Origin of the sequence: Tenacibaculum bernardetii (assembly GCF_029125915.1) — a bacterium.
Classification (GTDB): Bacteria; Bacteroidota; Bacteroidia; order Flavobacteriales; family Flavobacteriaceae; genus Polaribacter; species Polaribacter bernardetii.
The window spans coordinates 123,994-136,948 of record NZ_JAQJCU010000006.1; the positions used below are offsets into that span (position 1 = coordinate 123,994).

Annotated in this window: 13 protein-coding genes; 7 read left to right on the top strand and 6 right to left on the bottom strand. The window is 31.0% G+C overall.

The annotated features are described in order from the left end of the window. Positions 1 to 54: 54 nt before the first annotated feature. The 7 genes from tsf (at position 55) to P2G10_RS06855 (ending at position 8,561) form a co-directional block, all read left to right on the top strand. On the top strand, positions 55 to 1,023 hold the full coding sequence (gene tsf, locus P2G10_RS06825) for a translation elongation factor Ts (protein WP_275315813.1): 969 nt from the start codon (positions 55 to 57) through the stop codon (positions 1,021 to 1,023). Between the two features lie 115 nt (positions 1,024 to 1,138). After that, positions 1,139 to 1,849 carry a UMP kinase gene (pyrH, locus tag P2G10_RS06830; RefSeq protein WP_275315815.1) on the top strand — a complete coding sequence of 237 codons (711 nt, stop codon included), beginning with the start codon at positions 1,139 to 1,141 and terminating at the stop codon, positions 1,847 to 1,849. A 42-nt stretch (positions 1,850 to 1,891) separates the two neighbouring features. Further along, a complete protein-coding gene (gene frr, locus P2G10_RS06835) occupies positions 1,892 to 2,446 on the top strand; it encodes a ribosome recycling factor (protein ID WP_218771520.1) in 555 nt (184 codons plus the stop codon). Positions 2,447 to 2,542: 96 nt separating this feature from the next. Next, positions 2,543 to 4,906 carry an efflux RND transporter permease subunit gene (locus P2G10_RS06840; protein ID WP_218771521.1) on the top strand — a complete coding sequence of 788 codons (2,364 nt, stop codon included), beginning with the start codon at positions 2,543 to 2,545 and terminating at the stop codon, positions 4,904 to 4,906. A 78-nt stretch (positions 4,907 to 4,984) separates the two neighbouring features. Further along, positions 4,985 to 6,418, top strand: a complete 1,434-nt coding sequence (gene asnS, locus P2G10_RS06845) for an asparagine--tRNA ligase (RefSeq protein ID WP_275315818.1) — start codon at positions 4,985 to 4,987, stop codon at positions 6,416 to 6,418. A gap of 83 nt (positions 6,419 to 6,501) precedes the next feature. Continuing rightward, a complete protein-coding gene (rpoN, locus tag P2G10_RS06850) occupies positions 6,502 to 7,962 on the top strand; it encodes an RNA polymerase factor sigma-54 (protein WP_275315820.1) in 1,461 nt (486 codons plus the stop codon). Then, the gene (locus P2G10_RS06855; protein WP_275315822.1) at positions 7,962 to 8,561 is read left to right on the top strand and encodes a hypothetical protein; all 600 of its coding nucleotides are present in this window, start codon (positions 7,962 to 7,964) and stop codon (positions 8,559 to 8,561) included. The genes rpoN and P2G10_RS06855 overlap by 1 nt, the downstream gene beginning before the upstream one ends. On the opposite strand, the gene P2G10_RS06860 is transcribed toward P2G10_RS06855, so the two are convergent. The 6 genes from P2G10_RS06860 to P2G10_RS06885 all read right to left on the bottom strand — a co-directional run bounded on the left by P2G10_RS06860 (position 8,556) and on the right by P2G10_RS06885 (position 12,870). Beyond that, positions 8,556 to 9,224: a porin family protein gene (locus P2G10_RS06860; protein ID WP_275315823.1), complete on the bottom strand. Its 669-nt coding sequence runs from the start codon at positions 9,222 to 9,224 to the stop codon at positions 8,556 to 8,558. The two genes, P2G10_RS06855 and P2G10_RS06860, sit on opposite strands and share 6 nt — an antisense overlap. Positions 9,225 to 9,314: 90 nt before the next feature. Beyond that, positions 9,315 to 9,785, bottom strand: a complete 471-nt coding sequence (locus tag P2G10_RS06865) for an ExbD/TolR family protein (protein WP_218771526.1) — start codon at positions 9,783 to 9,785, stop codon at positions 9,315 to 9,317. A gap of 18 nt (positions 9,786 to 9,803) precedes the next feature. Beyond that, positions 9,804 to 10,430: an ExbD/TolR family protein gene (locus P2G10_RS06870; RefSeq protein ID WP_275315825.1), complete on the bottom strand. Its 627-nt coding sequence runs from the start codon at positions 10,428 to 10,430 to the stop codon at positions 9,804 to 9,806. A 6-nt stretch (positions 10,431 to 10,436) separates the two neighbouring features. Beyond that, entirely contained in the window at positions 10,437 to 10,874 is a 438-nt protein-coding gene (locus P2G10_RS06875) for a hypothetical protein (RefSeq protein ID WP_218771528.1), read from the bottom strand. Positions 10,875 to 10,882: 8 nt separating this feature from the next. Next, on the bottom strand, positions 10,883 to 11,596 hold the full coding sequence (locus P2G10_RS06880; RefSeq protein WP_218771529.1) for a MotA/TolQ/ExbB proton channel family protein: 714 nt from the start codon (positions 11,594 to 11,596) through the stop codon (positions 10,883 to 10,885). A 242-nt stretch (positions 11,597 to 11,838) separates the two neighbouring features. Further along, the gene (locus tag P2G10_RS06885; protein ID WP_275315831.1) at positions 11,839 to 12,870 is read right to left on the bottom strand and encodes an asparaginase; all 1,032 of its coding nucleotides are present in this window, start codon (positions 12,868 to 12,870) and stop codon (positions 11,839 to 11,841) included. Between the last annotated feature and the right edge of the window lie 85 nt (positions 12,871 to 12,955).

The following is a 12,955-nucleotide window of genomic DNA, read 5'->3' on the forward strand; positions in this document are numbered from 1 at the left end:
GAAACCTTTAAATTTTTTACAACAATATATTTACAACTAAAAATAACTACAGAAATGTCAGTAAAAATTAGCGCTGCAGACGTAAAAAAATTAAGAGAAACTACCGGAGCTGGTATGATGGATTGTAAAAATGCATTAGTAGAAGCTGAAGGAAACTTTGATAAAGCAATTGATGTTTTACGTAAAAAAGGACAAAAAATAGCTGCTAAAAGAGCAGATAGAGAGTCTACTGAAGGTGTTGCAATCACTAAAATTAGTGATGATAATACTTACGGTGTTGCTATTGTATTAGCATGTGAAACAGATTTCGTATCTAAAAATGATTCATTTAAAGATTTAGCTTCTCAATTTGTTGATATTGCTTTTAACACTAAAAGTAAAGAAGAATTTTTAGCTGCTGATTTTGGTGGAGTAACTGTTGCTGAAAAGTTAATCGAACAAACGGGAGTTATCGGTGAAAAAATCGATATTACTTCTTTCGAAAGACTTGAAGCACCTTATGTAGGAGCTTATACTCATATCGGTAAAATTGCTGCTATGGTTAGTTTATCTAAAGTTATAGATAAAGCTGCTGAGTTATCTAAAGACTTAGCTATGCAAGCTGCTTCTATGGGAGCAACTTCTTTATCTTACAAAGGTTTTGACCCTGCTTATGTAGAGTCTGAAACTGAAGCAAGAATTGCTGCTATCGTAAAAGACAATGAAGAATTAGTTCGTTTAGGTAAAACTTTAAAGAACGTTCCTCAATATGTATCTAGATTACAATTAACTGATGCTGCTATGGCTAAAGCTGAAGAAGCTGCTAAAGAGCAATTAAAATCAGAAGGTAAACCAGAGAAAATTTGGGATAAAATTTTACCAGGAAAAATGGAAAGATTTGTTTCTGACAATACAACTTTAGATCAAGAACAATGTTTATTAGATCAAAAATTTATTAAAGACGAAAAGAAAACTGTTGCAGAATATGTTTCATCTTTTGGTGATGTAGAAGTTAAAAACTTCGTAAGAATCACTTTAGGATAATTCTTACCAATATCTTTATAATTAAAACCATCCAAAAAAATTGGATGGTTTTTTTATTTTATCAAAATTCAAACTCGAAAAAAAAACGTAGTTTTGCATAACTTTCAACAAAACTATGCAATACAAAAGAATCCTTTTAAAATTAAGCGGTGAATCATTAATGGGTGACCGTCAATATGGAATTGATCCTAAAAGACTTAAAGAGTACGCACAAGAAATAAAACAAGTACTAGAAAAAAATATTGAAATTGCCATAGTTATAGGTGGTGGTAATATTTTTAGAGGTGTTGCTGGTGCAAGCCAAGGTATGGATCGCGTTCAAGGCGATCACATGGGAATGTTAGCTACATGTATTAATGGTTTAGCTTTACAAAGCGCCTTAGAAGACGAAGGAATTCATACTCGTCTTCAAACAGCTATCGAAATTAAAGAAATAGCAGAACCTTATATTAAACGTCGTGCAAATCGTCATTTAGAAAAAGGACGCGTTGTTATTTTTGGTGGTGGAACTGGAAATCCTTATTTTACAACTGATACCGCAGCCGTATTAAGAGCAATTGAAGTAAATGCAGATGCTATATTAAAAGGAACTCGAGTAGATGGTATTTACAACGTAGATCCTGAAAAAGATAAAGACGCTGTAAAATATGAAAAGATAACATTTAAGGATGTTATTAAAAAAGACTTAAAAGTAATGGATATGACTGCTTTTACTTTAAGTGAAGAAAATAAATTACCTATTATTGTTTTTGATATGAATAAAAAAGGAAATTTACTGAAATTAGTTTCTGGAGAAAAAATTGGAACAATAGTTAATAACGAATAAATTAAAAAAACCTCTTTTTTTAGAGGCATTAAAACGAACAAAATGAACGAAGAGATAGATTTTATTTTAGATTCGGCCAAAGAGGCAATGAACAATGCTATAGCGCATCTAGAAAAAGAATTGCGTACTATTAGAGCTGGTAAAGCTTCACCAGCAATGCTTGCAAACGTACAAGTAGATTATTACGGCTCTGCAACACCTTTAGGACAAGTAGCAAATGTAAGTACTGCAGATGCTAGAACAATTACAGTTCAGCCTTGGGAAAAAAACATGTTACAAGAAATAGAAAAAGCTATTATGCTTGCTAACTTAGGTTTTAACCCTATGAATAACGGTGATAATATTATTATCAACGTACCAGCATTAACAGAAGAGCGCCGTAAAGATTTAGCGAAACAAGCAAAAGCTGAATCTGAACATGCAAAAGTAGGAGTTCGTAATGCGCGTAAAGATGCTAACAACGACATTAAAAAAACTGATATTTCTGATGATGCAAAAAAAGATGCAGAAGCTGAAGTTCAAAAAATAACAGATAGTTTTATTAAAGATATTGATGCTAAAGTATCCGTAAAAGAAAAAGAGATAATGACAGTTTAATTATTTCTAATAAATATTAAAAAAGAGTGTCTTTATGGCACTCTTTTTTTTTCGTTTAATTGGTTCATTTAACATAACTTTGTAAAAAATATTTGAATGACTTTTTGGACTAAAATCGCTGGATTTATATTACGTAACCGATACTTGGTTTTAATTGCTATTGCTATTATTACAGGACTTTTAGTCTCTCAAATGAAATATATGCGCTTCTCTTACACAGAAGCTAATCTACTTCCTAAAGATCACGAAGCAAACATACAATATGATCAGTTTTTAGATATTTTTGGTGAAGAAGGCAATTTAGTTATCTTAGGTGTAAAAGATTCTACAATTTTTACTCCTAGCAAATTTAATGCATGGAACAAGCTTGTAAAAGATCTAGACAGTGTACAACAAGTAGATTTCACTTTATCTATTGCTGATGTTAAAGAATTAAAAGCTGATAGAAAACAACGAAAATTTGTTCTTGAACCACTTTTTGATAAAGCGCCTACCACAAACGAAGAAGTAAATAGAATAAAGAAACAATTATTTGAAAAACTTCCTTTTTACGACAACTTATTATACAACGAACAAGGCACCTTACAAACGGCTATTTATATAAATAAAGATATTGTAAACAAACCAGCAAGAAGAGATTTTATTGTTGAAATTTTAATTCCTACTGTAGAAAAATTTGAGAAAGAACATCAAATAGATGTGCGTTTATCTGGAATGCCATACATACGAACCATAAATTCTCAGAATATAATTGATGAAATGCAGCTCTTTGTATTAGGAGCTTTAGGTATTACAGCTGTTATATTCTTTTTCTTTTTCCGTTCTTTTAGAGCTACCTTCATTACATTATTAGTTGTTGGTATTGGTGTTGTTTGGGCTTTCGGATTTATTGGTTTATTTAGATATGAAATCACTGTATTATCGGCTTTAATTCCGCCGTTAATTATTGTAATTGGTGTGCCAAATGCTGTTTTTCTTATCAATAAATATCAACAGGAAATAAAAAAACACGGTAACCAAGCAAAGTCATTACAACGTGTAATTTCTAAGATTGGTAATGCTACTTTAATGACAAATATTACAACAGCCTCTGGTTTTGCAACCTTCGTTTTTGTAAAAAGTCAACTACTTAGAGAATTCGGAATTTTAGCTTCAGTAAACATCATCAGTATTTTTATTTTAGCACTTTTAATCGTTCCGATTATATACAGTTTCATGCCTCGCCCTGAAAAAAAACATTTAAATCATCTAGAAAAACAGTGGATGGGAAATGTAGTTGCCTGGATGGAACGTATGGTTAAAAAACAACGAATTACTATATATATTACCACGGTTATTGTAATTATATTAAGTATGATTGGCTTATTTCAAATTCGCGTTTCGGGTAGTTTAATTGAAGATATGCCTAAGGGAATGCAGTTTTATAAAGACATTAAGTTTTTTGAAACTGAGTTTGGCGGAATTATGCCGTTAGAAATTCTGATTGACACTAAAAAAGAAAAAGGTGTGATGAAACTTTCTACCTTAAAAAAGATGGAAAAGTTAAATGAAACCATTGAAACCTTTCCTGAGTTATCAAAACCTATTTCTATCACCAATTTAGTTAAATACTCTAAGCAAGCATACTATAAAGGAAATCCGAAATATTATCAATTACCAACGAGTCAGGAAAAAGCATATATTTTCGCTTACACCAAAAACTCTGACAGTAATTCGGGCATGCTGAAAAACTTTGTAGATAGCACTGGGCGTTATGCGCGTATTACAACTTTCATGAAAGATGTTGGTACCGATAAAATGGACATTATTCAGGACCGCCTAAATGCCGTTATTAAAAAACAATTTCCTGAAGAAAAATTTACTGTTTCTATGACAGGGAAAGCATTGGTTTTCTTAAAAGGAACAAATTACTTAATTAAGAACTTAGTAATTTCTTTATCCCTTGCTATACTATTGATTTCTATTTTTATGGCGTGGATGTTCCGTTCTTACAAAATGATTTTTATATCATTAATACCAAACATGCTTCCGTTATTAATTACGGCTGGTTTAATGGGTTTCTTTAGCATCCCTATAAAACCATCAACAATTTTAGTTTTCAGTATAGCCTTTGGTATTTCGGTAGACGATACAATTCACTTTTTAGCAAAATACAGACAAGAATTACTTGCTAATAATTGGAAAGTAAAACCTGCTGTGTACTCTGCATTACAAGAAACCGGTGTAAGTATGTTTTATACATCAATCGTATTATTCTTTGGTTTCTTAGTTTTTACACTTTCTAGTTTCGGGGGCACAATTGCTTTGGGTGGTTTAGTTTCAGTTACGTTACTATTAGCAATGGTATCTAACTTGTTATTACTACCTTCTCTCCTATTATCTTTCGAAAAGAAAATAGCAAACAAAAAGGTCTTAAAAGAAACTAACTTTAAAATTTTACCACCAAAAGAAGAAGACTAAAAGTTTCTCTTCATTTTAAATATCTAGATTGCTCAATTCTTTGTAATAAAGTATCTTTGCTTCTCAATTTTTTAGAAGATGAAAAGAAGTAGCGTTAAAGAATTATTACATTCTGATAAATTTTTACAAGAAGTACATGTAAAAGGATGGGTTAGAACCTTTAGAAGCAATCGTTTTATTGCTTTAAATGATGGCTCTACCATTAATAATATTCAATGTGTTGTAGATTTTGAAAATACAGATGAAGAACTTTTAAAAAGAATAACTACAAGTGCTGCTGTTAGTATTACAGGTACTTTAGTTGAAAGTGAAGGTAAAGGACAAAGCGTAGAGGTTAAGGTTACTAAATTAGAAATATTAGGAGATTCTAATCCAGATGAATATCCTATTCAGCCTAAAAAGCACAGCTTAGAGTTTTTAAGAGAAAATGCACATTTACGTATTAGAACAAATACATTTAGTGCAGTTATGAGAGTTCGTTCTGCCCTGTCTTTTGGAGTTCACAAATACTTTCAAGAAAACGGATTTAACTACGTTAATACTCCTATAATTACAGGTTCTGACGCTGAAGGTGCAGGAGAAATGTTTCATGTATCAAATTTCGAAACAAATAAAGCACCGTTAAACGAAGAAGGGAATATAGATTATACTAAAGATTTTTTCGGTAAAGAAACCAACTTAACAGTTTCTGGTCAGTTAGAAGCTGAAACTTATGCGATGGCATTAGGGAAAGTATATACTTTCGGACCTACTTTTAGAGCCGAAAATTCTAACACAACGCGTCATTTAGCTGAGTTTTGGATGATTGAACCTGAGGTTGCATTTAATGATTTAGATGCAAATATGGATTTATCAGAAGATTTTATCAAATCGGTTTTAGGTTATGTTTTAGAAAACTGTAAAGACGATTTAGAATTTTTAGACAATCGTTTAAGACAAGAAGAAAAATCAAAACCACAAGCTGAACGCAGTGACATGGGATTAATTGAGAAATTAAACTTTGTTGCAGAGAATAACTTTAAAAGAGTAAGTTATACGGAAGCTTTTGATATTCTACGTAATTGTAAACCAAATAAAAAGAAGAAATTTCAGTTTCCTATTACAGAATGGGGTGTTGATTTACAATCAGAACACGAGCGTTATTTAGTTGAAAAGCACTTTAAATGTCCGGTAATTTTATTTGATTACCCAGCTACGATTAAAGCTTTTTATATGCGTTTAAACGACGATGGTAAAACAGTACGCGCAATGGATGTTTTATTTCCAGGAATCGGAGAAATGGTTGGTGGATCGCAAAGAGAAGAGCGTTTAGATGTTTTAAAATCTAAAATGGCAGAATTAAATATAGACGAAGAAGAATTATGGTGGTATTTAGATACTCGTAAATTCGGAACAGCTGTTCATTCTGGTTTCGGTTTAGGTTTTGAGCGTTTAGTTTTATTTACAACAGGTATGAGTAATATACGTGATGTTATTCCTTTTCCTAGAACACCGCAAAACGCAGAATTTTAAAGAAATCATAAAATTATATACTACAATCGTCATTCCTCACAGAATGACGATTTCTTTTTAACCTATTTCTTATATTTGTAAGTATGTTAAAACAAGGTTTACATTATAAGTTACTTCAAAAATTATCTCCACAACAAATTCAGTTGATGAAGTTAATTCAATTACCTACACAAGCTTTTGAAGAAAGATTAGAGCAAGAAATTGAAGATAACCCTGCTTTAGATACTGGTAAAGAAGAACCTGAAAACTTTGAAGACACTTTAACAAATGCTGATGATTATGACGAAGGAAACGAAAAAATAGATACTGACGATATAAATATTGATGAGTATTTAAGTGATGATGAATACCCAAGTTACAAAACGCAAGCTAACAATTATTCGGCTGATGATGAAGACAAACAAATTCCCTATGCAGCAGGAACAAGTTTTCATCAATCATTAAATAGTCAATTAAATACTTTTAGAATAAACGAAGAAGAGCGTGCTATTGCCGATTTTTTAGTAGGTAGTATTGATGATAGCGGATATATTCGTAGAGAAATTATCGACTTAGTAGATGATTTAGCTTTTACACAAAATGTTTTTACCACTGAAGATGAAGTAGAAAAAATTTTACTTAACGTAGTTCAAAAATTAGATCCAGTTGGTGTAGGTGCACGTGATTTAAAAGAGTGCTTAATTATTCAATTAAAATCAAAACCGCAAAAAGAAACAAGAGCTTTAGCTATTAATATTCTTGAAAACGCGTTTGATCATTTTGTAAAAAAGCATTACAAAAAACTTTTAGAGAAGTTTACGATTGATGAAGAACAGCTAAAAGAAATAATTACAGAAATTGGTAGATTAAATCCAAAACCTGGTAGCTCATATGCTGGTAATAATAAGATAGCAGAACAGATTGTACCAGATTTTTCTATTCAAATTATTGATGGTGTTTTAGAACTTACTTTAAATTCTCGTAACGCGCCAGAATTGCATGTTTCACGCGAGTATAACAACATGTTAAAAGGATATAGTGATGCTAAAACAAAAAGTAAAAGTCAGAAAGATGCGGTGCTTTTTATTAAGCAAAAATTAGATTCAGCAAAATGGTTTATTGATGCCATAAAGCAACGCCAACAAACATTATTGGTTACTATGAATGCTATTATGCATAGGCAGGAAGCTTATTTTTTAACGGGTGATGAACGCAAGCTGAAACCGATGATTTTAAAAGATATTGCAGACGAAATACATATGGATGTTTCAACAGTATCTAGAGTTGCCAACAGTAAATATGTTTCTACTCCATACGGTACAAAACTGATAAAAGTGTTTTTCTCTGAATCGATGAAAAATGATCAAGGAGAAGATGTTTCAACACGAGAAATTAAGAAAATACTTGAGACTGTAATTCAGGAGGAAGACAAGCGAAAGCCACTTACTGATGATAAATTATCTAAGATTTTAAAAGAAAAAGGATATCCTATTGCAAGGAGAACCGTTGCAAAATATCGTGAACAGTTAGATATTTCTGTTGCACGCTTACGTAAAGAAATATAATGCGTTGGCATAAATTCATATCCACCATTTTACACCCAATTGTAATACCTACAATTGGTATAATACTCTACTTTATTTTAACACCTGTTAACTTAAACCAACAACAGCAATATAGCATGCTAGCTGTTGTTTTTATTGCTACATATGTAATACCCGTGCTATTATTAGTTTTACTAAAGGCAATTAGTGTTATAAAATCATACCAAGTACATAGTATTGAAGAACGGAAAATACCGTTGTTTTTTATGATGACTCTTTTATTTTTTTTGGGTAAGTTTTTTTCTGAAATAACAATTATTAAGGACCTGAGTTATTTATTTTTCGGTGTAGTATTCGGCTTAGGTTTAATTTACACCTTATTTATTGCAAAAATAAAAACAAGTTTACATTTACTTTCTATCGGTGCTGCAACAGGATATTTTCTATTATTTCAACAAATACATAATATATATATAATTCCGTTAATCATAGTTTTTATATTGCTCTCAGGCATTTTAGCGAACGCTAGACTTCAATTAAAAGCTCACACATATAATGAAGTGTATCTTGGTTTTTTTATTGGCTTAGCGTCTCCTTTTTTAGCGTATTACATATTATAAAAGATAAAAACTTAACCCGAAGCGGATAATATTTGTATCAATTTTATTGCCATTTAAGGAAGCATTTTTAAATATAGGCGTTAAACCATAATACATGTGAAAATTAAAAGTTCCGTACCCTGCCGAAAGTATTAAACCTGTTTGAAACTTATTGTATTCTGTAAAGTTTGATATATCAATCTTAATTCCTGCTTCATCATATGTAAAATTATTACTAATATTATAACTTAGCTTAATACCAGTGTAAAAACGCCAAAAAGAATAGGTATTAACCGTTGATGATCTCCATCGAAACTGAACAGGCATTTCAATATTATGTAGCACTAATTTATTGTTAGTAATACCATTATCTATCTGAAAATTAGCAGGCTCTCCTTCAACAACTTTTAATCTATGATTATAAGAATCAAATCCATATCCTAAACCAATACCAAAGGCTATTTTTCCGCTTTTAACAAAAGGAATATCCTTTATATAACCTCCTGAAAAACCAAATGAAAATCCGCTTTTAGATACTTCTTCAGGTTGATTATCTAATATATTATAAGAAACATTAATATATAACTGATCTTCCCAATAAGAATCCCCTACTTGTAAAGAATCTTTTTGAGCATATATATTTATTGATAAAAAAACTAAAACGAAAATTAATCTATTTGCCATAACACTTAACTATTGCTAAATATAGTTTATTTGTATAAAAAAAGAGCAATCGTATGATTGCTCTTTTTATTATTTATTCGAAAAAAGTGATTACTTTTTAATAGCACTTCCTTTGTGTGTAGATAAACTTAGCTTAAGAGCATTTACGTCTCTTAATTTCTCACGAATATCAGCTAATGTACCAACACTCGACTCTTTATCCATTTTTAAAGAAGTTGTCATAAAAGGAACTTCTGCTTCCGATACATTTCCTCTTTCTAAGAAAATAAAAGAAGGCACATCATCTGGTGTAGCAATCTTATCGTTTAACTGAATTCTATTATAACCAGTACCATATTTACTATCTTTTGCTTTACCAACATAAATAGTACTTACTAAACTCTTACGTTCTAATTTCTTTACTTCTGTAGCACTAGGTAAACGCGGTGCTTCGATCGCTAAATCGTTTTCACGCATTACTGTTGTTACCATGAAGAAGAATAATAACATAAAAACAATATCAGGTAGTGAAGATGTATTCACTGCTGGCATCTCTTTTTTCTTTTTATTAAATTTAGACATACTTAACTTGTTTTTATACTATTGAACATTAGTTGGATCAGTATCTGATATAATCTGAGGATAACTACTCTTAACATCTTCTACTTTTTTTCTTAATGCGTCATCTTTTCTTGCACCAGCTACAAAAGCTTTTTCTAATTCTGTAAAGCTCATACCATATTTTTCCTGGCAAAATCTATTACGCAATTCATCGTATGCTTTTAATAACTCATTTTGAACAGATACATATGTACCAAACTCGGTACCTCTATCACTTTCAACAGAGATAATTGCTTTGTTTGGATGATCTGATGATTCAGGATCTTTCGCTCCTTTACAATAGTTACAAGATGCTCCTGCCTCTTTTCCTGGCATTGGATTACCAATACCTCCACCGTTATCAATAAATTTGATAGCTGCATCTTTTAAGTCTACTAACTCCATTCCTTCACCTTCTACAAGTAACTGATTGTTTCTATTAATACTAACTTGAAAAATGTTTTTCTCTTTTACAATTGGTGGCTTAACATCTGTTTTTTCAGCTAACTTTTTAGGGATACCTGAATCAACATCCATTGTTGTTGTTACTAGGAAAAAGATAAGTAGCAAGAATGCAATATCTGCCATCGAACCTGCATTAATTTCTGGGTTGTCTCTTCTTGCCATAATAACTTACGATTTAACGATTCCTTTTAATAAATCAACTACGAAAAATGCTCCTGCAATAGCTCCTAAAATCATGGTAAAACTTATACCAGTACCTACCCATTTAGAAACACTTCCTACTGCAACTAACTCACTTCCATCAGCACCAATTACTTGTCCGTTTGAAGACAACATATATGACACTACAAAAAGTACAGCTAAAGCTAAAACACCTAGTAAGGTTTTCTTTAAAGCAGCTGGATTCTTAAACATCCCTAATAAAGAGATTACTACAGCAACAATTACTATTACAATTAGTAAATAATATGAATAACTTACTAAAGGAGAAACAGCACTATTAAGAGCCTCTAAGTTCTCTGGATCTATTCTTACAACGTTTACGAATAACCCAATACCTACTAATGATATTAAAGCTACTAGTAATGTTAATATTTTATTATTCATATAATTGATTATTTTTTATACTTAGCTAATAAGTCGATTAAAGAAATAGAAGCATCTTCCATGTTGTTTACAATACTATCGATTTTAGAAACGATGTAGTTGTAAAAAATCTGTAAGATAATTGCCGCTACAAGACCAAATACAGTTGTTAAAAGCGCTATTTTAATACCACCTGCTACTACTGCTGGAGAAATATCATTTGCTACTGCGATCTTATCAAAAGCTTCAATCATACCAATTACAGTACCCATAAAACCTAACATCGGTGCTAATGCAATAAATAAAGATAACCAAGAAACATTTTTCTCTAATAATCCCATTTGTACACCACCATAACCTACTACAGCTTTTTCAGCAGCTTCTAAACCTTCGTCTGCTCTTTCTAAACCTTGGTAAAAGATAGAAGCAACAGGTCCTTTTGTATTTCTACAAACCTCTTTAGCAGCCTCAATACCACCTGAACTTAAAGCATCATCAACACTTGCTACTAATTTCTTAGTATTCGTTGTTGCCATGTTTAAATAAATGATTCTTTCGATTGCAATTGCTAAACCTAAAATTAAAGCTACCAATACGATACCCATAAACTGAGGATCTCCTTCAATAAAACGTTGTTTTAACTCTTGGTGAAAAGTTTTTTCTGCTTCTTGAGCATGAGTTGACTGAATAGCCCCTAAAAACATAAATCCTGCAACAGTTAGGAAATTTACTACTTTTTTCATTTTGTTATAATTAATTTTAAATAGTTAACGGGTTAAAAATACAAATTTTACTATAAATTACTTACTTTTTTAACAATAAGTAATTCTTTACTTGTACTTATTACACTTTTTTATTTTTCAGACTGCCAAGTAACAAAAAAATGTTGGGACATTAAAAAAAAACGAGAGGTTTTACGTCATTTTCTTCTTTCTAATACTATTTCAAGCACTTATGATTGTAAATCTAATAAAAAAAGCTCAATTTAATTAATTTCTCCTCTTAAAGAAGTTTCAAAATAATGCTTAAATTGTTCTTTTGACAACTTTTCTCCTAGTAAATACATCATTTTTGCCACTGCCGTCTCGGTTGTTATATTTTTTCCATCTACAATTCCGATACGTTTTAAGTCTGAACTTGTTTCATAATGCCCTAAAATTACACTTCCTCCTGCACATTGGGTTACATTTACTATATATATATTTTTCGCAACGGTTTTTTCTAATAAATCAATAAACCATTTTTCTGTAGGTGCATTTCCTGCACCGTATGTTTCTAAAATCACCCCCTTTAAATTCGGTATATTCATAAAACTTTCTACTACCGACGCTGTTATACCAGGAAACAGTTTTAAAATAGCAACATTATTGTCTAAGTTTTTCCTAAAAACAAGTTTATCTTCTTCTTTAATTGACCGAAACAACACTGGGTAATTAAAATTTAAATGAACACCGCTTTCAGCCAAAGGCGGATAATTCATCGAGGCAAATGCTTCAAATTGCTCTGCATTTATTTTTGTCGTTCTATTTGCTCTGTATAATTTATACTCAAAATACAACCCTACTTCCTGAATTACTGGTTTTCCGTTTTCGTACGTTGAAGCTACCTGTATCGAAGTAATTAAATTTTCTTTTGCGTCGGTTCTTAAATCTCCTATTGGCAACTGAGAACCCGTAAATATTACTGGCTTTTGTAAATTTTCTATCATAAAACTAATTGCTGATGATGTATACGACATCGTATCAGAACCTGTAAGCACTACAAAACCATCAAATTTCTCATAATTATTAGCAATAATTTCTGCGATATCAATGTAATAATTTACATTCATGTTTGAAGAATCAATAGGCTCATCAAAAGAAATAGTAGAAATATCGCAATGTAATTGTTGCAATTCTGGAATTTTACTAGATATCTGACTAAAATCAAACGCTTTTAACGCTCCGGTTTTATAATCCTTAACCATACCAATGGTTCCTCCTGTATATACTATTAAAATTTTTGGCTTATTTGACATTATGACACTTTTATTATAGGTAATTTAATAATGGAATAATTTATGTTGTAAATTTATCAAACAAAATTGACACAAAATTTTAAAA